This is a genomic window from Microbacterium sp. KUDC0406, assembly GCF_021582875.1.
Taxonomy (GTDB): Bacteria; Actinomycetota; Actinomycetes; order Actinomycetales; family Microbacteriaceae; genus Microbacterium.
Genome location: NZ_CP091138.1, coordinates 125,427 through 147,677 on the forward strand (window position 1 = coordinate 125,427; position 22,251 = coordinate 147,677).

Sequence of the window (22,251 nt, forward strand, 5' to 3'; positions counted from 1 at the left end):
ACCGTGGCCACGCGTTCCCCCTCGTACCGGACGGCGGCGGCCGTGCTCGCCCTCGTGGCGGCACTGTCGACCACTGCGCCGGCGTCTGCCGCCGAAGCCGACCTGCTGGTGTCCCGCGACGGCGTGCACTACGGCACCGCCGAGGTGCTGCCGATCATCCCCGATGACCTGCGTCTGGTGCCCGGTGACACCGAGACCGTCGCGTTCTGGGTCAGGAACGCGTCCGGCACCGCCGGGCTGCTGCGCCTCGATCTGCTCGACCCGGTCAGCGCGGATCCCGACTTCGCCACCCGGCTGGAGCTGTCCGCCACACCGCAGGGCGCCCCGAGCGCTCCGGTCAGCCTGGCAGCCGGCATCGCCCAGGGGGCCTGCACCGTGCTCAGCGGCACCAGGGTGCTGGCCCCGGGCGAGACCGTGCGCATCGACGTGACCGCCACCCTCGGAGCCGGTCTCACTGGCGGTCAGGGCGCACGCGGCACGGCCGACTTCCGGATGCGGGCGGTGCTCGCCGATGCCGGCGCGGCGGCCGTGCAGCAGCCCGGCAGCGCCTGTGCGGCGCCACCGGCATCCGGCTCGGAGAGCGGCGCGAGCAGTCCGGCACCGCAGGCCCCCGGGGAGCTCGCCATCACCGGCGGATCGCTGCCGCTGACGGCCGCGGTCGTCGGGGCGCTGGGCGTGCTGGCCGGTCTCGCGGCCTTCCTGTGGGCACGACGCCGCGAAGCGAGGGGAGACCGCGGATGACCGTCGTCGACGAGGGGATGGTGCCGGCCGACCCGGCACCGCGCGGCGGGATGCTGCGCGCCCTGCTGCACGCGGTCGCGGTCGCGATCCTGGTGGTGGTGCTCGCGGTCGGAGCGCTCGCCGTGGCGGTGCCGGCCGTGACCGGATCGACAGCGCTCACGGTGCTGACCTCGTCGATGGAGCCGCATCTGCCGCCCGGCACGATGGTGGTGGTGCGCAAGACGCCCGTCGCCGAGATCGAGACCGGCATGGTCATGACCTACCAGCTGCACAGCGGGCAGCCGACCCTGATCACGCACCGCGTGACCCAGGTGCTCACCGAACCGGACGGCGATCGCCTGTTCGTGACGAAGGGCGACAACAACGCCCAGGCCGATGCCGATCCGGTGCAGGAGGTGCAGGTGCGAGGGACGGTCTGGTACGCGATCCCCTATCTGGGCTGGGTCGCCACCGCCGTCACGGGGCAGCATCGTGCCGTCGTCCTGACCGTCGCCGTCGTCGCGCTGTTCGGCTACGCGGCCTGGGCGCTGGGCTCCGGTCTGCGGGAGACTGTGCGACGGCGCTCCGCCTCCGCACGGTCCGCGGAGGCCGCCTCGGTCTGACAGACCGGGGCATCTCCGCCCGCGATGCTTCCGTTCCGGCATCGCGCGGGTTAGAGTGGGGGCGTTCGCACCTCGCGTCGCGAGGATGTCGTCTGTAGAGGCATCCTCCTGTGAACTGGGATCACAGGGAGCGGCGCGGGCCGAGGGGTCGGCTGTGTGCGAGCGGGCCGCGTGCTGTTCGTGCGCGGACTGGGGAAATGGGAACTGGGGAGACCGTGACGCATTGGGGACTGCGTTCTGACGACCGCTCGAAGAGCCTCGACGTGTGTGCTGCCGTCGAGGGCACCGGGCATCTCTCGCGCGCCGGCGCATCGACGCCGGCGCGGTACCCATCTGCGAGCGGCCGCGCCGAGGCGCGCCGCTTCGCCGTCCCGCGGGCTGCAGCCGCGCGGGAACGACGCCGTGACCCCCGGCGGCGTCGATGGGCGGGGCACACCGACGCCGCGACGACGTTCGTCGACCGCGTCGCTGCGGCGACCCCGCTCGGGCCTCGCAGGGCGGCGACCCTCCACGCCGCCCTGCGAGGCCTCCAGGCCGGCGGCGGAGCGTTCCGATGAGGATCCTCGAGTCCCGCGCGGAGTCCGCTCCGCGACGCTTCCTCGGCTCGGAGCCGGCCGTTCTCGACCTCCGAGGCGCCCCCGTGCATCTCGTCGACCTGGCGGAGGCCTGTGAGCTGATCTCGTCGGTGGCCCACCACGGTGCGCCGCGACCGCTCGCGGTCGTGCCTGTCTCCCGGCGGCGATGGCGTGCCCGCGCACGGGGAGCGAGCGCGGGGATGGAGCGGCTCGGCCTCATCGGCGACCGGCGGATCGCGCGGCGAGTGGAGCGTGCCACCGGCATCGCGTATCCGCGCCTGTCCGGCCGGGATCTGGCTGGTCCGGTGCTCGACGACGCCGCCGCCCGCGGGCTGTCCGTGGCGGTGATCGGCGGGCGGGATGCCGCCGGACAGGGCGCTGCTGTGGCGCCTGAAGGCGCAGCGCCCGGGCATCCGGTTCGTCGGCCGCTGGGCGCCGACGAGGGCGCAGCTCTCGTCGGCGGAGCAGTCGCTGCGCATCGCGGCAGAGGTGCGCGAGGCCGGCGCCGACGTCGTCTTCGTCGGGTCGCCCCTTGCGGGGGACTGGATCGCCCGGTACGGGATTCGCACCGGCGCCGGTGCGCTGCTGGCGTTCGACATCGCCGATGCCGGCCCGCCCGCGGTGCCGCAGCTGCGCACCGGGCCTGCACGGCGGCGCTGACGACGGTCGCGGCTCAGCGACCGAACAGGCCGCGCAGCCTCGCGAACAGGCCGCCTTCACGGCGCGGCTGCAGGACGGGACGGGGCGCGGCCGTCGCTTCCCGTGCGGGCTGCACGCGCAGCAGGCCCATCAGGCTGAGCGCCGAGAGCAGCCGCACCGCGTCGTCGTCCTCGATCTCCGCGATCGCGGAGAACTCCTCGGCGGTGAGGGCGGCCTGCCCGAGGAGCGACATCGCGCGCACCTGCTCGGCGTCGTGGGGCAGAGCGGTGAGGTTCGGCCAGCGACGCAGCCGGTAGCGGTCGCCGGGCTTGAGCCAGCGCGCACGGCCGCCGTCGAACGAGGCGTGCGCGATCTGCCAGAGCAGCGGCTCCAGGTCGTTGCCCGCCGTGCCCGGATCGTAGCCGCGCGGCTCGAGCGGCGAGATCACCAGCGTCTGCAGCCGGGCGGGGAACTCCGCGAGCGGCCTGTCCCACCAGAACGTCCGGCCTGCGACGTCGATCACGAGCGGGGCGTCGTCGTCGGCGACGATCTCGAGCAGCAGCTCTTCACCCAGCTCGATCGCGGTGCGCAGGCGCAGAGCGAGACGGGACCAGTCGACGTCGTCGTCGGGGCGCCATCCGCGCTCGCCGGCGGCATCCGCGGAGGCGCGCAGGGTGCCGGCCCGGCGGGCGAGCAGGTCGTCCAGGGTGGCCGGACGGCCCGGCAGCAGGTCGTCGGATGCCCCGGTGAGGGGGATCGGGGCGGGAGGGTGGTTCACGGTGCTCTCCGGTTCGGGTCGGGGCTGCTGCGGTGATGCTCCTGCCGGCGCGTCGGTGCGCCGCGGGTGCGTCGGATGTCGCCGGTCAGGTGCTCGTCGCGACGTGGACGCTGATCTCGTCGGCGCCGCGGCGTGCCGACGAGAGCGCCTGCCCGACGCCCTCCGCGCCGTCGAAGAGCGCCGAGACGACCAGCGTGGTGCCGGCTGCGCGCACCTGCACGAGGTGGCCGGCCTCGTCGGAGACCAGCACTGTTGGCGCGCCGGCTCCGCTGATCAGCTCGCTGGCCGCCGCCTCGCCGAGCATCTGCAGCGAGCTCGCGATGCCGGCGAACCTGCTGCCGTCGGCGGTGGCGCCGGCGCGCACCGATGCGACCTCGAAGCCGTCGTCGGTGAGCACCGTGGCGTAGCGCAGCGAGGGACTGCGCTCGCGCAGCCGCTGCAGCACGTCCCCTGTCGCGGCGACGACGTCCTCGTCGTGGTGAAGTGCGACGCTGCTCATCAGGCGACCTCCGTGGCCGGGTGGGCGATCAGCTCCGCCGCCTCGACGTTGGCGACCAAGGCCATCAGCAGCGTGCGCATGTGATCGGTGCTGCGCGGGTCGGCGGTGAAGACGGGGATGGTGCGGTCGGGGTACCAGGCTGCGAGGGCGTCGGCGTAGTCGTCGATCTGCGGAGTGCGGGCCACGTCGCTGCGGGTCACGACGACCACGACGCGGCCGGTCTCGGCCAGCGGGCGGAACTCGGCGAGGAACTCGCGGGTCGCGCCGAGCGGATCGGGCCCATCGTTGCCGATCAGCAGCATCAGCCCCCTGGCGCGCTGCGAGAGCACGTCCCACATGAAGTCGAAGCGCCGCTGGCCAGGCGCGCCGTACAGGCGCACCTTGTCGTGGGGGCCGACGGTGAGCTCGCCGTAGTCGAGCGCGACGGTGGTGGTCGGCTTGTCGACGAGATGGCGCTCGGTGTTCGCCGCCTCGGTGGAGACGACGTCGATCTCGCTCAGGCTGCGGATCGCCGTCGTCTTGCCGGCTCCCATCGGGCCCGCGAACAGGATCACGTGCTCGGACACTTCATTCCTCGGGTGGTTCGGGTGTCTGGTTGCCGTCAGCCTATGAGCGGCGCACTCGGGCGCGCCGCCTTTTCACCTGATCGGAAGGGTATGAATTGCTCAGGATGCGGGGTGCGCGGAGCCTGATCGAACCCTGAGGTCTCTGTGTTGAATCCCGCGGTGCTGTTCTTCCACCATGGAGGGGTGAGGGAGACGCAACCCGGCGTAACTCTCCTGGAGCGGGGCAGTCCCCGTGGACGCGGGCACCGAGGTGTCGTAACTAGAACGCGCCCGCACGCCCGCATCCGCCGCGCACCACATCTATGGGAGGAACCAACATGCGTGCAACCATCCGCAACTACATGGACGCCGTGAAGCGGCGTCGCGAAGAGGGCGACGACGAGGCCGGCTTCTCGCTGGTCGAGCTCATCGTCGTCGTGGTGATCCTCGGCATCCTCGCCGCGGTCGCCATCCCGATCTTCAACGGGATCCAGGCCCAGGCCGAGACGAACGCCATGAAGGCGGCGGCCGCCAACGCTGCCGCTCAGGGAACAGCCGAGGCCGCACAGGGCAATGTTCCCACCAGCGACCTCAGCAACAATGAGTTCACCATCACCGTCACCGGTGACAAGGGCAAGGTCGACACTGTTTGCGCCACGGCGTCCAAGGTTGGCACCACCACGCCTGTGGAGAAGTCCGGCCCGGGCTGCACCACTGGTGGCAGCGGCAGCTGAGCCGTCTCACCCTGTCTCCGAGGCCGGTCCGAACCCGACGGACCGGCCTCGGCACACACGGAGATCCATCCGGAGGAAGGGCGTGCCGCATGACTCCTCGCACCTCGCGGCTCGCCCGCGACGATGAGGGCTTCTCGCTGGTCGAGCTCATCGTCGTCGTGGTGATCCTCGGTATCCTCGCCGCGGTCGCCATCCCGATCCTGAACGGTCTCGAGGAGCAGTCGCGCGAGAACGTGCTGCAGTCCGTCGCCGACTCCGCGGCGACCGGCGCGGTCGCCGACCTCGGCAACGACCAGACGCCGCGGCTGCTGCCCGACACCGGCTACACCCTGGCCTGGGAGGGTGACGCACCCGTCTACCCCGACGAGGTCTGCGTGCGCGCCACGCGGACCGACAACCACGACTACGCCATCGCGGGACCGGGCTGCACGTCTCCCTGATCCTGCCCGCTCTCCGATTTCCCGCTGACCCGAACAAGGCGGTGCACCATGACCCAGCTCGATGACGACGGCCTCGGCATCATCGAGGTCGTCATCGCCATGTTCCTGTTCATGCTGATCGCCGTCGCCGTGCTGCCGCTGACGATGCAGGCGGTGGCATCCAGCGCGCAGAACCGCGACCTGCTGGCCGCGACCTCATTCGCGAAGCAGCAGCTGACGACGATCCAGGCCGGCTATCCCGCCACGCCGGGCAGCACCAGCGGCAGCTGCGCGGCGCTGCGCGCGCTCCAGACCGCGCCGCCGGCGGTCGACGCGGCGAACGACTTCCGCGCGCAGGTCACCGTCGGGGTCTGTCCCGGCGCCTACCCGGCATCCGTCCCCGTGCGGGTCACCGTGACCCACGACGGCGACACCGTGACCTCGGTCACGACTCGAGTGCGGGTGGGAGCGTCATCGAGAACCCCGCTGCGCCGTGACGACGACGGCCTGACCCTGGTCGAGCTGATCATCGTGATGCTCGTCTCGGGCCTGTTCCTCTCGCTCATCGCCGTGATCTTCGGCAGCGGACTGTCCGCCCAGCAGCGCGCGGCCGAGCGCAATGCCGCCACCGGAGCGCTGAACGCCGCGACCGCCGCGATCACCGAGACCGTGCGCAGCTCGTCCGAGATCCGGGTCAGCGCCGGCGGCCGGCGGCTCGACGCGCAGATGCTGACCCACGACGGCGCCGCCTGGGAGTGCCGCGCCTGGCAGGTGCTGGACGGCGAGTTGCGCTACAGCGCCGGTGCGACGCCGCGCCCCGCCGCCGACACCGGCTGGTCTTCGCTGGCCTCGGAGGTCACCGGCAGCCTCTCCGGCGGCACCGCGTTCGTCGAGAACGGCAAGCGGCTCTCGCTCGGTTTCGCGCTCACCAGCGGTGACATCACCGTCACCGTCACCGACGGCGCCAACGCGCAGGTCATCGCCCAGACAGGAGGAACGCCGTGCTGGTGAACAGACTGCGGAACCGCAGGCGCGAAGACGATGAGACCGGATCGACCCTGGTCGCCGTGCTGATCGTCATGATCGTGCTGACGATCGGCGGCGTCGCGCTGAGCGCGATCATCGTCAACACCACCGGCTCGCTGGTGAACTCGAACGACCGGGCGAAGGCGCAGGCCGCCGTCGACGCCGGCATCGCCGCCCAGACCGCGCGGCTGGAGTCCGGCGAGCTGCCGTGCGCGGCGGCATCCGACCACGACCGGGTGGACGGCACCGGCACGCCCCGCTACGACTACACCGTGATCTGCGGCGGAGGAGTGGCGACGCTCACCGCGACCGCGACGGTGGGCGATGCCGACGTCTCGCGCCAGGCGGTGTTCAGCGTCACCGGCGGCGCGAAGCCGCCGACCGCGGGCGGTCCCGGCCTGTTCTACACCTACGGCATGGACACCCGCCTGAACTCGTACGTCTTCGATGAGATCCACAGCGAGGTGGGCATCGACGAGTTCACCGGGTCCGCCGGCGTGTTCGCGTCGCTCGGTGACATCAAGTGCGGCGGCGGATCGGTCTTCCCCGGCGACATCTACACCAAGACCGGTGGCCTGCAGCTCGACACCGGCTGCCTGGTGAAGGGCAACGCGTACATCGGCGGCAAGGCGAACGTGAACGGCGGCACCATCGAGGGCAGCCTGGTCGCCCCGATGGACACGAACCACAACATCGCCGGCGTCATCGGCAAGTCCGGCGGCGACGAGGGGAACGCCTTCCTCGGCGGAACCTTCACGCTCAACGCCGGTACGATCTACGGCAGCGTGACCGCGGCCGGAGCCGACAACACCACCCTCGGCAGCGGCACGATCCACGGCAACTTCCGGTACCGCGGCGGATACAGCACCTGGGGCACTCCCGCCACGACGATCGTCAAGGGCGGTCTGGTGAAGGACTCCGCCCTGACCGCACCGACGCTCCCCGAGATCCCGGTCTGGCAGGACGTGTCGTTCACGCCGGTGAACTCGACCACCCCGCCGCAGGCCTGGGCCGACGAGGGCTACAAGCTCGTCACCGTGACAGGGGCCGCGTGCGGCAAGTGGTCGGGCAACTCCGCCGACGTCACCTCGGTCGCGGGTGCTCTCAGCAGCAAGACCGTCTTCGACATCCGGGGCTGCTCGGGGAACTTCGACACCAACTCCGGCGACGCGAACAAAGAGGTCAAGGTCAACCGTGACATCGCGGTCATCGCGAACAAGTGGTTCCTCTCCGGCACGAAGTTCAAGAGCGCCGACGGCGACCCGCACACGATCTTCCTGATCACGCCGGACGGCAACCCCGCGGCCGCCGGCCCGCAGTGCACCTCGCCCGCCGCCGACTCGCAGCAGTTGAACGACTCCACAGTCGACCCGAAGATCGCGATCTACATCTACACGCCGTGCGGGATGAAGTTCAACAGCGGGAGCGCCACCTTCCGGGGCCAGGTGTACGCCGGTGGGCTCTCGTTCGGCGGCGGCGTGAAGGTGGCGTTCGCGCCTCGGCACATCCCCGGCCAGGACTTCGGCGAGGACGTCGAGCCCTGGCCCGGCGGCGGAGGCGGCGGAGGCGCCGCCCTGATCTTCTCGCTGGTGTCCACCCGCGACGTTCCGGCGGGGCCATGATGTCCGCGCAGACCCTGCTCGTCGTCGGCATCGCCTTCGCCGGCGTCTTCGGCCTGATCATCGGGTCGTTCCTGAACGTCGTCGCCTACCGCGTGCCGGCCGGCATCTCGCTGATGCGCCGCAGCCAGTGCCCGGCCTGCGACGCACCGGTGCGCCCGTGGCAGAACGTGCCGGTGCTGTCCTGGCTCGCGCTGCGCGGCAGATGCGCTCGCTGCGGCGAGCCGATCCCGGTGCGCTACCCGCTGCTCGAGCTCGGCACCGGGGCGCTGTTCGCACTCGTCACCTGGTGGTGGACGGTCGCGGCGCATCCCGCCGCCGCTGCGCCGGCGTTCGCGCTGCCCGCCTCACTGGCCGACGGCTGGTTGTCGATCACGACCGCCGACTCCTGGACGGCCCCGCCGGCAGGCCTGGGGAGCGGCCTGCTGGCGGGGCTCTGGTTCGCCGCGACCGGACTCGTGCTCACCGTGATCGACCTGAGCACGCGACGGCTGCCGCGCAGCATCGTGCGCACCGCGCTGGTGGCGGTGACCGCGCTGCTCGCGCTGTCCTGCCTGCTGGGGACGGACTGGTGGGCACTCGTGCGGGCGGTGCTGGGAATGCTGCTGCTGTACCTCTTCTACGCGGTGCTGTGGCTGGCGAAGCCGGGCGGCATGGGCGGCGGCGATGTGCGGCTGGCGGCGCTCATCGGCCTCCTGCTCGGATGGTTCGGCTGGTGGCCGCTGCTGGTCGGCGGCTTCGCGGCGTTCGTGCTCGGCGGCGTGTACGGGATCTGCCTCATCCTGTTCGGCCGTGCGACGCGACGCACCGCGGTGCCGTTCGGCCCGTGGATGATCGCCGGGGCCGCGCTCGGCGCCGTGTTCGGCACGGCGATCGGGAACGGGTATCTGAGTCTGTTCGGCATGGCATGAGCGGGCTGCGGGAACGAGGGGAACAGGGGAGCTGATGGCGAAGAGGGTCGTGTCGGTGGAGATCACCGAGGATGCGGTGCGCGCCGCCGAGGTCGAGCTGGGGCGCACGCCCGTGCTGCGCACCGCCGGTGAGGTGCGCCTGCCGGGCGGAGCGGCGAAGGACTCCGAGGTGATCGACCGCGACGCGGTGGCGGTCGCGATGCGGCAGCTCTGGACAGAGGGCCGGTTCACCGGCAAGAACGTCACGATCGGGGTCGCCAGCAGGCGCATCCTGGTCCGTGAGCACAGCACGCCGCTGCGCAATGCCGTGCAGATCCGGCAGGCGCTGCCGTTCCAGGTGCAGGACCTGCTTCCGGTGCCGGTGGAGCAGGCGGTACTCGACTTCCATCCCACAGCCGACGACGGGGAGCACGTGCACGGGATGCTCGTCGCCGCTGTCTCGGAGACCATCGAAGAGCTCATCGCCACCCTGGCACAGGCGAAGCTGCACACCGACGCCGTCGACCTCACCGCGTTCGGCCTCAGCCGGGTGCTCGGCGCGATCGCGCCGGCCGGGCGCACCGCGCTGCTGATCGACATCGGCGAGCACCTCACCCAGCTCGTCGTCGCCGTCGACGGCGTGCCGCGGTTCCTGCGCGTCATCCCGGTCGACATCGTGCCGGTGCGGACGGCGGATGTCGGTGCGCCGGGCCTCGTCGCCGCGGGCCAGTCCATCGGCGGTCCCGGTGAGGCGCCGCTGCGCCGGCACCGATCGCGGCAGGACGGGCCGGACGCCGGCGCCCCGGGTGCGGCGACCCTCACCCCGAGCAGCAGTCCGCCCTCGTCGATCTGGCGGGACGACTGCGCGACACGCTGTCGTTCTACCTCGGCAGGCCTGGTGCGACGCCGATCGACGTCGCCTGGGTGTCGGGGGCGGGCTCGCTGCACGAGCGGATGTGCAACGTGCTCGACCACATCGTCGGCGTCGAGGTCACCCCGCTCACGGCGCTGGCGGTGGTGCGCTCCAAGGCCGAGCTCGACCCCGGACTCGCCGCACGCCTGCTCCCCACCGTCGCCATCGCCCTGGAGGGCCACCGATGAACGTCAGAGCACCCCGCGGCCTGCAGCCGGCAGGCGCCCCCGCGTCAACCTGCTGCCGGCGTCCGAGCTCGAGCGACGCACGAACACCGCGACCGCGCGCCGCTGGGCGGGCATCGTACTGATCGCGGTCGCCGTCGTCGCCGCCCTCGTCGTCGGGCTGCAGGGCATGCATCTGCTGGCCTCGGCGCGCCTGGCGTCCGAGCAGAACACGACCCAGCAGCTGACCATGCAGATGGCGCAGCTCGCCCCGGTCAGCCAGTCGCTGTCCGCCCGCTCGGCCATCGAGACGCAGCGCACCGAGGCGATGTCGGGCGACCTCGCCTGGCGTCCGGTGCTGGACACGCTCGCCTCCGGCATCCCCGCCGGTTCCTCGATCACCGGCTATGCACTCACCGCCGGTCCCGCACCGGCCGGAGATGATCCCGCCGCCACCCCGGGGGTGTCGGGAACAGTGACGCTGAGCAGCGCGACGCCCATCGACCTCGTATCCGCCACTGCGAAGCTGCGCACCCTCGAGCCGGTGATGAGCGTCGACGTTCAGGTGCTCACCCGCGACGAGGACGTCTTCACCTACACGGTGACGGTCGTCCTCGACCAGACCGTCTACACCGGCGACTTCGCTCCAGAGAAGAAGGAGAAGTGACATGACGCGTCAGCTCATCAATCTCGTCGGCGGCCTTGTCGCGGTGCTCGTGCTCGTCGCCGGCGTGCTGCTGATCGGCCTGCCGATGTACTCCAATGCGCAGGCCACCGCGGCCGAGGCGGACCAGGTCGCCCTGGGGAACCAGACCCAGCAGACGATCATCGACGGCCTGCGTGCCCAGGAGAAGAAGTCCGACGAGCTCGACGCCGAGCTGGCGAAGCTGCGCCGGCAGATCGCGCCCGAGCCGCGTGCCGACGACATCGTGGCGCTGGCGATCGCCGCGGTCGGCGCACACCACGGCACTCTCGACAGCGTGACCGTCGCCGAGGCGGAGCCGTTCGCGGTGCGCGTCGCCGAGCAGGCCGACGGAGCGGCGGATGCCGCAGCTCCGCAGGACGGCGATCAGCAGGCGCAGGACGGCGATCAGACCGGGCAGGACGGCGATCAGACCGCCCAGGGCGCCGCCGAGCCGGCATCCGCTTCGACCGCCGCACCGGCAGACGCGGCGGCCGCGGGCGACGACACCCGGCAGCAGGTACCCGTCACGCTCGTGATCACGGCGGAGAGCGTCGTCGACGCGACCTCCATCGTCGACGCCCTGCGCGCCGGTCCCCGGGTGGTCGCCGTGACCGACGCCGCGACGACCACCGACGACCAGGGCGTGCACCTGACGGTGACCGCGCTGGTCTTCGTCAACAAGTCCTGATCGGCACGCCCCGCGCAGCCGACAGCATCCGACCATGAGCACACCTTCACGTCGGGTCACCGCCAGGAGTGTGCTGGTCGTGGCCTGCGTCGGCCTGATGGCCTTCGGACCGGCTCTCGCGCTCGCCGGCCCCAGGCCCGCGATGCTCGGCTGGCAGATGTACTCCGCCCAGCCGGGGTCGCCGATCATCGAGATCGTCACTGTCGACGGCGGGAGCCGCCTGCTCTCGCTCTCCGACCTCGTCCCGCGCTGGCGACCGGAGATCGACTACGCCGCACGGGTCCCCCAGCAGCTCTGCGCCTCGGATCCCGGTATCGCGCGCGTCGAGATGCGGCGGGACACTCCGAGGATGGACGTGCGGGTGACATGCGAACGCTAGTCGCGGCCACCATGGACGCACGACCGCTGGCCGCGGCCCGCATGCTTGTCGCGCTGGCATCGGTGGCGATGCTGGTGGAGCGGCACGAGCGGCTTCGCGCCGGCCTTGCCGAAGGTGCCCTCGCCTTTCCCGCGTTCGCGTGGATGCCTCCCCTCACTCTGCCGGGTCTCATCGCGCTGACCGCGATCGGCACCGTCGCCACGATCGCGCTTCTCCTGGGAGTGCGCACAAGGCTCTCCGCCCTCTGCATCGCGCTGGTCGCTGCGGCATCCACGCTGATCGACCTGCAGACGTACAGCAACCACAGCATGCTGCTGATCTCGATGTGTCTGATCCTCGCGGTCAGCGGCGCCGGGGAGGCATGGACGCACCGGAACCCGAGGGGGACCGCACGGGTGCCGTTCTACCCCTCGTTCCTGATGATGGTGCTCATCACGACGCTCTACTTCTGGACCGCGGTGTCCAAGCTCAACCCGCAGTACCTCGCCGGAGAGGTGATCTCCTCTGGATGCGTGAGGGGATGCCGGACCTCGCGCCCGGTGTCGCTCGTGCGGCGGCCGCGGCGAGCATCGCCGCCGAGCTCTTCCTGGCCTTCGCGCTGTGGCACCGGCGGACCAGGCCCACGGCGTTCGTCGTCGGGGCGATCCTGCACCTGGGGATCATCGTCCTGCTGCAGGGGTCGGACGAGCTCGTGCCGTTCGCGCTGCTGATGGCCGCCGGCTACGTGCAGTTCGCGCACCTCTCGATGCGGGCCGGCTACTGCTTGCCGAGCTGGTCGTACATGCCGAAGATCGGCATGTAGAGCGCGACCACCATGCCGCCGATGATCACGCCCAGCAGGGTGATGAGAATCGGCTCGATCGTCGAGGTCAGCTGCTCGCTGGCCGTCTTGACCTCGGCCTCGTAGAAGTCCGCGATGCTCTCGAGCATGTCGGGCAGCGTGCCCGCCTCCTCGCCGACGGACACCATCTGCGCCACCAGGGGCGGGAACACGGCGGCATCCTCCAGGGGCCGCGAGAACGAACGGCCCTGGCTGATCGAGGTCGACACATCGACCAGCGCGAGCTCGATCGCGCGGTTGTTCGCCGCCTTGCCGACGATCTCCAGCGCCTGCAGCAGCGGCACGCCGGCCTGCAGCATCATGGACAGGTTGCGCGCGAACCGCGCGACGGCGATCTTGGTGATCAGCGTTCCGAACACCGGCAGCCTGAGCTTGATCGGGTCGACGACGCCGCGGAACCGGTCGGTGTCCTTCACCCGTCGGTACCAGACGGTGCCGACGATGATCAGGACGGCCATCAGCGGCAGGATCCAGGTCATGTTGGCCGACAGCGAGACGAGGATCTGGGTGGGCAGCGGCAGCTCTCCGCCCATGCTCTCGAACATGTTCTGGAAGATCGGAACGATGAAGGTCAGCATCGCCGTGACACCGAGCACGGCGATGATCAGCACGATGATCGGATACGTCAGCGCGGACTTGATCTTCTGCTGCAGGTCGACGTCGGAGCGGTAGCTCGTGGCCACCGACTTCAGCGCGCCGCCCAGGAATCCGCCGGTCTCGCCGACGCGCACCAGGCTGATCATCAGCGGCGGGAACACCGCGGGATGCGCGCTGAGCGCAGCCGAGAAGGCCTTGCCGCCCTCGATGTCGCTGTGCACGGCGGTGAGCGCCGAGACGAGCTTCTTGTTCTCGGTCTGGTCGATCAGCACGGACAGCGCGCGCAGCAGCGGCAGGCCGGCATCGATCAGGCCGGCGAGCTGCTTGGTGAGCACCGCGAGGTCGTCGAGCGTGACGCGCTTCTCGAACCAGGGGATCTCCTGGTTGAGGCCGGTCTTCGACACCGGCACCACCTCGAGCGGCAGCAGACCCTGCGCGCGCAGCTTGCCGACGACGGCGTTCTCGCTCGCCGCCTCCATCGACCCCTTGACGATCGCGCCGCCGCCGGAGCCGACCGCACGGTACGAGTACTCCTCGACGGGCATGTCAGAGTCCCCACTCGTTCGTCGTGTTCTGCCGCGCACCGTGGTTGAGCCACGCCTCGGCGTCGAGATCCTTCGGCCGCACCCGCACGTTGTCGAGCGAGTGCGGATCCGTGAGGTAGTGCTTCGCGAGACCGGCGGCCAGGTCGCCCCGCTCGACCAGTTCCTTCAGCGACTGGTCCAGGGTGTGCATGCCGTGCGCGGCGCCGGACTGCATCGCGTTGTACAGCTGCGCGATCTGGTTCTCGCGGATGAGGTTGGCGACCGCGGGTGTCGACACCAGCACCTCGGTCGCGATCACGCGGCCCTCGCTCTGCGGCCGGGGCAGCAGGGTCTGGCTGATCACGCCCTGCAGGGTGTCGCCGAGCTGGCTGCGCACCTGGTCCTGCTGGTGGGCGGGGAAGGCGTCCACGACGCGGTTGATGCTCTTCGAGGCGCCCTGGGTGTGCAGCGTCGACAGCACGAGGTGGCCGGTCTCGGCGGCGGTCAGGGCGGTGGAGATCGACTCGGGGTCGCGGAGCTCACCGATCAGGATCACATCGGGGTCCTGTCGCAGCACGCGCCGCAGCGCCTCCGCGAACGAGTTCGTGTCCGAGCCGACCTCGCGCTGATGGATGAGCGATCGCCTGCTGGTGTGCACGAACTCGATCGGGTCCTCGACCGTGACGATGTGGTCGCTCTTCTCGCGGTTGATGATGTCGATCATCGCGGTGAGGGTGGTCGACTTGCCCGAGCCGGTGGGGCCGGTCACCAGCACCAGGCCGCGCGGGCGCAGCGCCAGGTCGCGGGCGACGGCCGGGGCGCCCAGCTCCTCGAGCGAGAAGGCCCTTGACGCGATCAGACGGAACGCCGCGGCCACGGTGCCGAGCTGACGGAAGACGTTGACGCGGAACCGCCCGACGCCGGCGACCGAGTGCGACAGGTCGGCCTCGCCGGTGGAGCGGTAGCTCTCCCGCTGGGCGGGCGAGAGCATCGCGAGCAGTTCGTCGAGCAGCACGGCATCCGGAATGGCGTCGGGGAACTCGGGCATCGGCGCGAGCGAGCCGTTCAGACGGTTCAGCGGCGCCGCGCCCGACGAGAAGTGGATGTCGGACGATCCACGGCCGGCGGCCACCGCCAGCACGCTGTCGATCAGCCCGGCGGCGGGCTGCGCGGGCGCGGCAGGCGCCGTGTATCCGGCCGGTGTCGTGTATCCGACGGGCGCCGCCGGACGCGGCCCTGGCGCGCAGCTCTGCGCGGGTGGGCTCGTAGGGGTCAGGCAGTGACACGCAGAATCTCCTCGATCGTCGTGAGGCCCTCGCGGACCTTGGTCCAGCCGTCCTGTCGCAGGCTGGTCATGCCCTGCTCGGCGGCGGTGCGTCGGATGTCGGTGCCGGTGGCGTGCGTGACGACGAGATGCTCGATCTCATCGGACATCGCCATCACCTCGTGCAGGCCGATCCGGCCCTTGTACCCGGTGTTCGAGCAGGTCGGGCATCCCTTCGCCCGGTACAGCACCGGCATCTCGCCCGGTTCGAGCGGGAAGCCGATCGCCCGCAGCGCGGCCGGGTCCTCGTGGTGCGCCTCGCGGCAGGCGGTGCACAGCTTGCGCGCGAGGCGCTGCGCCACCACCGCGGTCAGCGCCGTGGCGACCAGGAACGGCTCGGTGCCCATCTCGGTGAGCCGGGTGACCGCGCTCGGCGCGTCGTTGGTGTGCAGCGTCGACAGCAGCAGGTGGCCCGTCAGCGCGGCCTCGACCGAGATGACGGCGGTCTCGCGGTCGCGGATCTCGCCGACCAGCACCACGTCGGGGTCGCTGCGCAGGATGCTGCGCAGCGCCGCCTGGAACGTCATGCCGGCCTTGGCGTTGACCTGCACCTGGTTGATGCCCGGGATACGGTACTCGACCGGATCCTCGACGGTGATCACGTTGACCCGCGGCGTGGACACCTCCCGCAGCGCGGTGTACAGGGTGGTCGACTTGCCGGAACCGGTCGGCCCGGTGACCAGCACCATGCCGTGCGGGTGGGCGATGGCGGTGCGGAACCGCTCGAGGTTCGACGGGCTCATCCGCAGGTCCTCGAGCGACAGGCTCACCCCGGAGTTGTCCAGGATGCGCATGACGACCTTCTCGCCCCACACCGTGGGCAGCGTCGCCACACGCAGGTCGACCTTGCGGCCGTGGTGCACGACCGACAGGCGGCCGTCCTGCGGCTTGCGGCGCTCGGCGATGTCGATCGACGCCATGATCTTCAGGCGCGAGACGATGCCGTCCTGGATGTTGCTGTCTGGACGCTGCATCTCGTGCAGCACGCCGTCGATCCGGTAACGCACCGTCAGGTGGGATTCGCCCGGCTCGAGGTGGATGTCGCTGGCCCGGTCGTCGATGGCCTGCGTGATCACGAGGTTCACGAAGCGCACGATCGGCGCATCGCTGTCCTGCTCGGTCAGCTCCTCGGTGCGCGCGGCCTGGCTGGCCGCGGTCTCCTCGAGACTGGCGGAGAGGTCGGAGAGCTCGGCGTCCGAGCGGACGTACCGCTGGAAGGCGTACTCCAGCGCGTCCTCGGCGACGACCACCGGATCGACGCGCAGGTCGGCGACGGTCGACACGTCGTCGATCGCGATGATGTCGGTGGGATCGGCCATGCCGACCACGAGCCGGCCGCCCTCGTGCGCCACGGGGATGAGCCGGTGCTTGCGGGCCAGGCCCCCCGGGACCAGCGCGACGACCTGCGGATCCAGAGGCGTCGTGAAGAGGTCCACGAACGGATGCCCGGACTGCAGCGAGATCGCGTCGGCGTACTGCCGCTCGGTGATGACCCGCTGCGAGATGAGATGACGAACGAGCTCATGTCCGTCGCCGAGCTCCGTCATCGGACCGGCGATGTCGGATGCGCGGACCGCGCCGGTGAGCACGAGCGTCTGGACGACTCCGCGCATGGCTGTCTCCTCCCAGGACGCCCCGGGACGTCGGGCCGCCCGGGGCAGTTCCACGGCGCGGACTCCAGGGGGCGCGCACCGCTGTCAGGATGCTATCGACACGAGCGCGCGACGACCTCAGGAACGGCCCAACTTCTCCCAGGCGGGAGGGAAGTTCCGGAGAGCCAGTCGGGCAGACGGTATCGTCGTGGCGTGACGTTCCTCGCGGCGGATCCGGCCTCCGCCCTGCAGCGCGTGCGCGATCGCGCCGTGCTTCTGAACCAGGTGATGGTGGGCGGCGTCGTGGTGCTCGCCACCTTCCTCGCGCTCGGGATCGGCACGGTGCTGCACGTCATGCCGCTGATGATGGGCCTGCTGCTCATCTTCCTGGCCACGGGCACCGCCTTCGTGGTCCCGTGGGAGCGGGGCCCGGTGGGGCTGATGCTGCTGCTGCCGCTGGTGGACATCTTCGCCATCATGCTGCTGTGCGCGGCTGCGCCGGCATCCGGTTTCCCGCTGCTGTGGACGTTCCCCGCGATGTGGGTCGGCTCGTCCCTCGGCGCCCTGGGCGTCGTCGCCGGCACGACGGTGATCACGGCAGCGTACTGGGGTGCCGTCGTGCTGAACTACGAGCAGCCGGTGACTCCGACGCTTGCGGTGCTGCCGGTGGTCATCGCCGGTCTGGCGACGATCGCCTCCGTCGCCTCGTGGCGCTCCGGAGCGCAGCGCGTCGTGCTGGAGAAGCAGTCCAGGGAGCTGCGCCGCGCCGTCGAGCGGGCCCGGCGCCAGGAGGACCTCGTCACCGAGGTGCTCGACGCCGTGGACTTCGGTGTCGTCCGCCTGACCTCGGACGGGGAGCAGGTGGTCACCAACGACGCGATCGGCAGGCTGCGGCTCACGCCCGGCGCAGGCGATCCGACGACCGCGTACGCCGAGGACGGCATCACCGTCCTCGATCCGGACGAGCTGCCGCTCGCCCGCGCGCGCAGGGGCGAGGAGGCCGACAGCACTCTCGTGTGGTTCGGCGAGCCCGGTGATCCGGCGCGCAGGGCGCTGCGCTTCACCTGCCGGCGGGTGACGGAGGCCGATCTCGCGCACGGCGGGATGATCGTCGTCGCACAGGACATCACCGCCGAGGAGCTGGCGCTGCGCGCGCGGGAGGACCTCATCGCCTCCGTCTCGCACGAGCTGCGCACCCCGCTGACCTCGATCACCGGCTACGTCGATCTCGTGCTGGAGGACGACCGGCTGCCGTCCCCGGTGCGCCGCAGCCTCGAGGTGGTGGAGCGCAACGCCGCGCGGCTGCTGACGATCGTGTCGGACCTGCTCGCGGCGTCGTCGATGTCGCACATGGGCGTGGCGTTCTCGCTGGAGCCCGAGGACACCGACCTGATCGCGCTCGTGGAGGCCTCGGTCGAGGCGTTCCAGCTGCCCGCGGCGGAACGGGGCATGATGATCGAGACGGCGGCGCCGCATCCGGTGCGCGCGTACGTCGACCCGCACCGGATCCGCCAGGTGGTGGACAACCTCGTCTCGAACGCCGTCAAGTACGGCGACATCGGCGGGCACGTGCGGATCGATGTGCTGCGGGAGGAGGACCGCGTGGCGGTGGTGGTCGGCGACGACGGTCCGGGCGTCCCCGAGGCCGAGGTGCCCCGTCTTTTCGACCGCTTCTTCCGCTCCGCCCTGGTGCGCCAGTCCGTGACGCACGGCAGTGGTCTCGGCCTGGCGATCAGCCGTGACATCGTCCGCGCGCACGGCGGCGAGCTGACCGTTCGCACTCGGCCCGGTGAGGGGGCGGAGTTCACCGTCCAGCTTCCGTTCCTGCAGATCCGAGAGGAGGCATGATGCCGCTGGATCCGTTCACCGTCAACGTGCTCGTGGCCGTCACCACCCTTGCGGCGGGGGTGATGTACCTGCTCGAGACGATGCTGCGCCACGAGTCCAGGGCCGGCCAGATCTGGGTGCTCGCCTATCTCTGCGGCATGCTGACCGTCATCTCGTACCTGGTCTGGAAGAGCTCGCCGGAGCCACTGATCGCGATCGCCGTCGGCAACGCCGCCCTGGTCGCGACGGTCGGATGCCTGTGGCTGGGCTGCCTGCGGTACAACGGCAGAGGGCTCGTGCTCGCCGGGACGATCGTGGCGGTGAGCGCGCTCGCCGTGGTGGCGCTGTCGCTGCTGGACGGGACCGAGGCCGGCGACTGGGCCGGCTCGCTGGCCCTGTTCACCGGCATCGCGGTGTTCGCCGTCCTGGGCGCCGTCGAGTCGCGGCGCGGGCACATGGGCGGGACGCCCACCACCGCCGGGCTCACCGTCGTGCTGGGGATCGTCGCGGCGTACTACGGGGTCCGCTGCGCGGTGTTCGCCATCGAGGGCCCGGACGGTGAGCTGTTCCGCACCTGGTTCAGTTCCAGCATCACCGGCACGATCACGATCGTGCTGATGATCGTCGCCCTGGTCACCACGACCACGCTGCGCAACAACTCGGTCACGCCGGGGGCGGGCATCAACGGGAACACGCTGCAGGTGTCGCCGGACGGCGTGCTCACCCGGCGCTCGTTCGCGCTCGTGATGGAGCAGCAGCTGGCGTTCGAGCGCGATCCCGGTGCGACGATCGGCGTGATCGCGTTCCGCGCCGACGATCTCCCTCAGATCGGCATCGCGTTCGGATCCGCCGAGCAGGAGGCCGTCATCGCGCTGTGCCGCGAGGCCGTGCGCCGGTACGCCCCGTCGATGACGCCGGTGGGCGAGTACGGGCTGACCGGGATCATGGTCGCCATGGAGGCGGGTTCCGCGGCCGACGTGCGGCGCGCGGCCAACCGCATCCAGCGTCGGATGCTCGATGATCTCGCCGAGCGGGGGAGCGCCGTCATCCCGGTGATAGGCGTCGGGATTGCGATGGCTGACACCTTCGGCGGCGACGTGCGCGCACTGCTGCGGGCAGCCTTCGAGGCTGCCGGGCGTGCGTCCACCAGCTCGGAGGCGTCGGTGATGATCGCGGAGTGAGCCGGTCCGCTCAGAGGGCGAGGCGGTAGCCGACCCCGCGGACCGTCTCGATCCAGCGCGGCTGCATCGCCGACTCGCCGAGCTTGCGGCGCAGGTTCGCGACGTGCACCTCGATCGCTCGCACGTCGTGCTCGCTCACGTAACCCACGCCCGCCGTGCGGTCGCCGCGCAGCATCAGGGCGAGGTCCTCCTTGCCGACGACGCGGCGTCCGGCGCTCATCAGGTCGTGCAGGATGTCGAACTCGCTGCGGGTGAGATCGAGGTCCTCACCGTCCGCCGAGGCGATGTGCATGTCCGGGTGCAGACGCAGCCCCCTGTGCTCGAGCCAGTCCGGATCGTCGTCGGCCGTGACCGCCGGGGAGGCGGCCGTCTGCGCGCCGCCGCCGACCCGGGGGCGGCGCAGCATCGCCTCGATACGGGCGCGCAGCTCGCGCGGGCGGAACGGCTTGGTCATGTAGTCGTCGGCGCCGGCCTGCAGCCCCTGCAGGGTGTCGATCTCCTCGGCGCGCGCGGTCAGCATCACGATGTACGTGCTGCTGGACGCGCGGATCCGCCGGGCGGTCTCGAACCCGTCCATTCCGGGCAGGCTGACGTCGAGCGTGGTCACCACCGGCCCGTGCTGGTCGACCAGTTCGATGCCCTCAGGGCCGCTGCCCGCGGCGAACACGGTGAACCCGGCCTGTTCGAGCACCTGATCGATGAGATCGCGGATGTCGGGGTCGTCCTCGATGACGACGGCGGTCTGCGAATTCGGCACGTTTCCTCCCCATCACCGGGTCGTGCGCTCCGGCGTGGGAATGATAGCGCGAAAACGGTGCGACCCGCAGGAACGGCGCTGCACCGGGCGGAGCCCGCGAGAGGCGGAGAGGACGGAGGCCGTCGGGCGGGACCGGCGGATCGCTGTGTCCCGCCCGGTCCGGCGCATCCGTCATGGATGTCCGGTGTCAGGCTTCGGAGCGGCCCTGGGGAGGTCGCTCCGTCCGGCGGTGCCCTGGGGAGGCCCCGTCGGTGCGTGCTGTGTGCGTCTGAGACGATCTGCACGTCGGGCCCTGATCTGGGGAATCCTGGCCCGCAGAGATGACGATATGGCGACAGGCTCAGGGCGAACTCAGCACCGGCTCAGCGCGGCCCGGGTTTTCCCCGCCGGGACGAGCGGAACAGGGGCTTCGGGAGGCGCGACACGCCCGGGTTTGCAGTGGGGGAATCGGGCATGGCAGAATAGACAGGTTCCACATTCCTGCGCTCGGCGCGGGATCACTGCCAGGCAGTGCATAGACGGCATCCGGTCTTCGTGATTCGGCGTGCAGGGATCTAGGCCGCGGGCAGGAGGACATCTCCCATTCGAAGACGCGGGCATCCGATGCCGGCGTCTTCCGTGTGAAAAGAGAACAGGGTGCGCAAGCGCCAGGCGCAGCAGCGCCGACGTGCGTCCAATGCCCCGGGTCACCCGGCCCGGAGAGGTAAGACGCTTCAAAGAGAGTGAGCAGACAAATGGCGGGACAGAAGATCCGCATTCGCCTGAAGTCGTATGACCACGAGGTCATCGACTCGTCGGCGCGCAAGATCGTCGACACCGTGACCCGTGCGGGCGCGACCGTCGTGGGCCCCGTGCCCCTTCCGACGGAGAAGAACGTGATCGCCGTGATCCGTTCTCCGCACAAGTACAAGGACAGCCGTGAGCACTTCGAGATGCGCACCCACAAGCGTCTGATCGACATCGTCGACCCGACGCCGAAGGCCGTCGACTCGCTGATGCGTCTCGACCTGCCGGCCGATGTCAACATCGAGATCAAGCTCTGAGGTTCGACATGGCTGACATCAACAACAAGGTTTCCAAGGCCCTGCTCGGCACCAAGCTCGGCATGACTCAGGTCTGGGACGAGAACGGCAAGCTCGTTCCCGTCACCGTGATCGAGATCGCCCCGAACGTGGTCACCCAGGTCCGCACGCCCGAGAAGGACGGCTACAACGCCGTTCAGATCGCCTACGGCCAGATCGACCCCCGCAAGGTCACCCAGCCGCTCGCGAAGCACTTCGAGGCCGCCGGCGTCACGCCGCGCCGCCACGTCACCGAGATCCGCACCGCGGATGCTGCCGACTACTCACTCGGTCAGGAGCTCACGGTGGACGGCGTCTTCGAGGCCGGCCAGCTCGTCGACGTCGTCGGCACGAGCAAGGGCAAGGGCTTCGCCGGTGTCATGAAGCGCCACAACTTCAAGGGCGTCTCCGCCTCGCACGGTGCGCACCGCAACCACCGCAAGCCCGGTTCGATCGGCGCCTCGGCCACCCCGAGCCGCGTGTTCAAGGGCATGCGCATGGCCGGCCGCATGGGTGGCGAGCGCGTCACCGTCCTCAACCTGAAGGTGCACGCCATCGACGCCGAGAAGGGACTCATGCTCGTCAAGGGCGCCGTCCCCGGTGCTCGCGGCCGCATCGTCTACGTCCGCAACGCAGTGAAGGGTGCCTGAA

Annotated in this window: 23 protein-coding genes and 1 pseudogene; 17 read left to right on the plus strand and 7 right to left on the minus strand. The window is 70.8% G+C overall.

Annotation, left to right across the window (positions count from 1 at the left end; all coding sequences use genetic code 11):
• The first annotated feature begins 3 nt into the window (after positions 1–3).
• The 3 genes from L2X99_RS00645 to L2X99_RS00655 all read left to right on the plus strand — a co-directional run bounded on the left by L2X99_RS00645 (position 4) and on the right by L2X99_RS00655 (position 2,578).
• On the plus strand, positions 4–741 hold the full coding sequence (locus L2X99_RS00645; protein WP_236135503.1) for a hypothetical protein: 738 nt from the start codon (positions 4–6) through the stop codon (positions 739–741).
• Entirely contained in the window at positions 738–1,343 is a 606-nt protein-coding gene (locus L2X99_RS00650) for a signal peptidase I (RefSeq protein ID WP_236125485.1), read from the plus strand. The genes L2X99_RS00645 and L2X99_RS00650 overlap by 4 nt, the downstream gene beginning before the upstream one ends.
• Before the next feature lie 935 nt (positions 1,344–2,278).
• Positions 2,279–2,578 carry a hypothetical protein gene (locus L2X99_RS00655; RefSeq protein WP_236135504.1) on the plus strand — a complete coding sequence of 100 codons (300 nt, stop codon included), beginning with the start codon at positions 2,279–2,281 and terminating at the stop codon, positions 2,576–2,578.
• Between the two features lie 13 nt (positions 2,579–2,591).
• Here L2X99_RS00655 and L2X99_RS00660 read toward each other — a convergent pair whose 3' ends face one another.
• The 3 genes from L2X99_RS00660 to L2X99_RS00670 all read right to left on the minus strand — a co-directional run bounded on the left by L2X99_RS00660 (position 2,592) and on the right by L2X99_RS00670 (position 4,400).
• Positions 2,592–3,335, minus strand: coding sequence for a hypothetical protein (locus L2X99_RS00660; protein ID WP_236125483.1), 744 nt, complete (start codon positions 3,333–3,335; stop codon positions 2,592–2,594).
• Positions 3,336–3,420: 85 nt separating this feature from the next.
• Entirely contained in the window at positions 3,421–3,834 is a 414-nt protein-coding gene (locus L2X99_RS00665) for a roadblock/LC7 domain-containing protein (RefSeq protein WP_236125482.1), read from the minus strand.
• The gene (locus tag L2X99_RS00670) at positions 3,834–4,400 is read right to left on the minus strand and encodes a GTP-binding protein (protein WP_236125481.1); all 567 of its coding nucleotides are present in this window, start codon (positions 4,398–4,400) and stop codon (positions 3,834–3,836) included. The genes L2X99_RS00665 and L2X99_RS00670 overlap by 1 nt, the downstream gene beginning before the upstream one ends.
• Before the next feature lie 317 nt (positions 4,401–4,717).
• Between L2X99_RS00670 and L2X99_RS00675 the strand changes: the two genes are divergently transcribed.
• From L2X99_RS00675 to L2X99_RS00715, 10 genes and pseudogenes are all read left to right on the plus strand, one after another.
• Entirely contained in the window at positions 4,718–5,113 is a 396-nt protein-coding gene (locus tag L2X99_RS00675) for a prepilin-type N-terminal cleavage/methylation domain-containing protein (protein ID WP_236125480.1), read from the plus strand.
• A gap of 89 nt (positions 5,114–5,202) precedes the next feature.
• Positions 5,203–5,553, plus strand: a complete 351-nt coding sequence (locus L2X99_RS00680) for a prepilin-type N-terminal cleavage/methylation domain-containing protein (RefSeq protein WP_236125479.1) — start codon at positions 5,203–5,205, stop codon at positions 5,551–5,553.
• A gap of 48 nt (positions 5,554–5,601) precedes the next feature.
• Positions 5,602–6,543 (plus strand): prepilin-type N-terminal cleavage/methylation domain-containing protein, encoded by a 942-nt coding sequence (locus L2X99_RS00685; protein ID WP_236135505.1) that lies wholly within the window; start codon positions 5,602–5,604, stop codon positions 6,541–6,543.
• Positions 6,534–8,180 carry a pilus assembly PilX family protein gene (locus L2X99_RS00690; protein WP_236125476.1) on the plus strand — a complete coding sequence of 549 codons (1,647 nt, stop codon included), beginning with the start codon at positions 6,534–6,536 and terminating at the stop codon, positions 8,178–8,180. Before L2X99_RS00685 ends, L2X99_RS00690 begins: the two co-directional genes overlap by 10 nt.
• On the plus strand, positions 8,177–9,088 hold the full coding sequence (locus tag L2X99_RS00695) for a prepilin peptidase (RefSeq protein ID WP_329608087.1): 912 nt from the start codon (positions 8,177–8,179) through the stop codon (positions 9,086–9,088). The genes L2X99_RS00690 and L2X99_RS00695 overlap by 4 nt, the downstream gene beginning before the upstream one ends.
• 34 nt (positions 9,089–9,122) lie before the next feature.
• Positions 9,123–10,811 (plus strand): pilus assembly protein PilM, encoded by a 1,689-nt coding sequence (gene pilM / locus L2X99_RS00700; protein WP_236135506.1) that lies wholly within the window; start codon positions 9,123–9,125, stop codon positions 10,809–10,811.
• A 1-nt stretch (position 10,812) separates the two neighbouring features.
• Positions 10,813–11,517 carry a hypothetical protein gene (locus L2X99_RS00705; RefSeq protein WP_236125472.1) on the plus strand — a complete coding sequence of 235 codons (705 nt, stop codon included), beginning with the start codon at positions 10,813–10,815 and terminating at the stop codon, positions 11,515–11,517.
• Between the two features lie 34 nt (positions 11,518–11,551).
• Complete coding sequence (locus L2X99_RS00710; protein ID WP_236125471.1) at positions 11,552–11,896, plus strand: hypothetical protein; 345 nt, start codon at positions 11,552–11,554, stop codon at positions 11,894–11,896.
• An 11-nt stretch (positions 11,897–11,907) separates the two neighbouring features.
• Positions 11,908–12,387, plus strand: a pseudogene (locus tag L2X99_RS18450) (HTTM domain-containing protein); the annotation flags it as partial.
• A 29-nt stretch (positions 12,388–12,416) separates the two neighbouring features.
• Positions 12,417–12,698, plus strand: a complete 282-nt coding sequence (locus L2X99_RS00715; RefSeq protein ID WP_236125469.1) for a hypothetical protein — start codon at positions 12,417–12,419, stop codon at positions 12,696–12,698.
• Here the strand turns inward: L2X99_RS00715 and L2X99_RS00720 are convergent.
• From L2X99_RS00720 to L2X99_RS00730, 3 genes are all read right to left on the minus strand, one after another.
• The gene (locus tag L2X99_RS00720; RefSeq protein WP_236125468.1) at positions 12,653–13,879 is read right to left on the minus strand and encodes a type II secretion system F family protein; all 1,227 of its coding nucleotides are present in this window, start codon (positions 13,877–13,879) and stop codon (positions 12,653–12,655) included. The genes L2X99_RS00715 and L2X99_RS00720 overlap by 46 nt on opposite strands.
• A gap of 1 nt (position 13,880) precedes the next feature.
• Entirely contained in the window at positions 13,881–14,999 is a 1,119-nt protein-coding gene (locus L2X99_RS00725; RefSeq protein WP_329608088.1) for a type IV pilus twitching motility protein PilT, read from the minus strand.
• Between the two features lie 131 nt (positions 15,000–15,130).
• Entirely contained in the window at positions 15,131–16,795 is a 1,665-nt protein-coding gene (locus tag L2X99_RS00730) for a GspE/PulE family protein (protein ID WP_236125467.1), read from the minus strand.
• Between the two features lie 192 nt (positions 16,796–16,987).
• On the opposite strand from L2X99_RS00730, the gene L2X99_RS00735 reads away from it, so the two are divergent.
• Both L2X99_RS00735 and L2X99_RS00740 read left to right on the plus strand, forming a co-directional pair.
• A complete protein-coding gene (locus L2X99_RS00735; RefSeq protein ID WP_236135507.1) occupies positions 16,988–18,622 on the plus strand; it encodes a sensor histidine kinase in 1,635 nt (544 codons plus the stop codon).
• Positions 18,619–19,782, plus strand: a complete 1,164-nt coding sequence (locus tag L2X99_RS00740) for a hypothetical protein (protein WP_236135508.1) — start codon at positions 18,619–18,621, stop codon at positions 19,780–19,782. The genes L2X99_RS00735 and L2X99_RS00740 overlap by 4 nt, the downstream gene beginning before the upstream one ends.
• 10 nt (positions 19,783–19,792) lie before the next feature.
• On the opposite strand, the gene L2X99_RS00745 is transcribed toward L2X99_RS00740, so the two are convergent.
• Complete coding sequence (locus tag L2X99_RS00745) at positions 19,793–20,539, minus strand: response regulator transcription factor (RefSeq protein WP_236135509.1); 747 nt, start codon at positions 20,537–20,539, stop codon at positions 19,793–19,795.
• Between the two features lie 734 nt (positions 20,540–21,273).
• On the opposite strand from L2X99_RS00745, the gene rpsJ reads away from it, so the two are divergent.
• Complete coding sequence (gene rpsJ / locus L2X99_RS00750) at positions 21,274–21,582, plus strand: 30S ribosomal protein S10 (RefSeq protein ID WP_106816553.1); 309 nt, start codon at positions 21,274–21,276, stop codon at positions 21,580–21,582.
• Positions 21,583–21,590: 8 nt separating this feature from the next.
• Complete coding sequence (gene rplC / locus L2X99_RS00755) at positions 21,591–22,250, plus strand: 50S ribosomal protein L3 (protein WP_236125463.1); 660 nt, start codon at positions 21,591–21,593, stop codon at positions 22,248–22,250.
• The last annotated feature ends 1 nt before the right edge of the window (position 22,251 follow it).

Coding starts and splice junctions, on each gene's coding strand:
- L2X99_RS00655 (WP_236135504.1), top strand. CDS start 2,279: ATGCCGCCGGACAGGGCGCTGCTGTGGCGCCTGAAGGCGCAGCGCCCG.
- L2X99_RS00665 (WP_236125482.1), bottom strand. CDS start 3,834: ATGAGCAGCGTCGCACTTCACCACGACGAGGACGTCGTCGCCGCGACA.
- L2X99_RS00730 (WP_236125467.1), bottom strand. CDS start 16,795: ATGCGCGGAGTCGTCCAGACGCTCGTGCTCACCGGCGCGGTCCGCGCA.
- L2X99_RS00740 (WP_236135508.1), top strand. CDS start 18,619: ATGATGCCGCTGGATCCGTTCACCGTCAACGTGCTCGTGGCCGTCACC.
- rpsJ (WP_106816553.1), top strand. CDS start 21,274: ATGGCGGGACAGAAGATCCGCATTCGCCTGAAGTCGTATGACCACGAG.
- L2X99_RS00685 (WP_236135505.1), top strand. CDS start 5,602: ATGACCCAGCTCGATGACGACGGCCTCGGCATCATCGAGGTCGTCATC.
- L2X99_RS00650 (WP_236125485.1), top strand. CDS start 738: ATGACCGTCGTCGACGAGGGGATGGTGCCGGCCGACCCGGCACCGCGC.
- L2X99_RS00680 (WP_236125479.1), top strand. CDS start 5,203: ATGACTCCTCGCACCTCGCGGCTCGCCCGCGACGATGAGGGCTTCTCG.
- pilM (WP_236135506.1), top strand. CDS start 9,123: ATGGCGAAGAGGGTCGTGTCGGTGGAGATCACCGAGGATGCGGTGCGC.
- L2X99_RS00695 (WP_329608087.1), top strand. CDS start 8,177: ATGATGTCCGCGCAGACCCTGCTCGTCGTCGGCATCGCCTTCGCCGGC.
- L2X99_RS00675 (WP_236125480.1), top strand. CDS start 4,718: ATGCGTGCAACCATCCGCAACTACATGGACGCCGTGAAGCGGCGTCGC.
- L2X99_RS00715 (WP_236125469.1), top strand. CDS start 12,417: ATGCCGGACCTCGCGCCCGGTGTCGCTCGTGCGGCGGCCGCGGCGAGC.
- L2X99_RS00710 (WP_236125471.1), top strand. CDS start 11,552: ATGAGCACACCTTCACGTCGGGTCACCGCCAGGAGTGTGCTGGTCGTG.
- rplC (WP_236125463.1), top strand. CDS start 21,591: ATGGCTGACATCAACAACAAGGTTTCCAAGGCCCTGCTCGGCACCAAG.
- L2X99_RS00720 (WP_236125468.1), bottom strand. CDS start 13,879: ATGCCCGTCGAGGAGTACTCGTACCGTGCGGTCGGCTCCGGCGGCGGC.
- L2X99_RS00705 (WP_236125472.1), top strand. CDS start 10,813: ATGACGCGTCAGCTCATCAATCTCGTCGGCGGCCTTGTCGCGGTGCTC.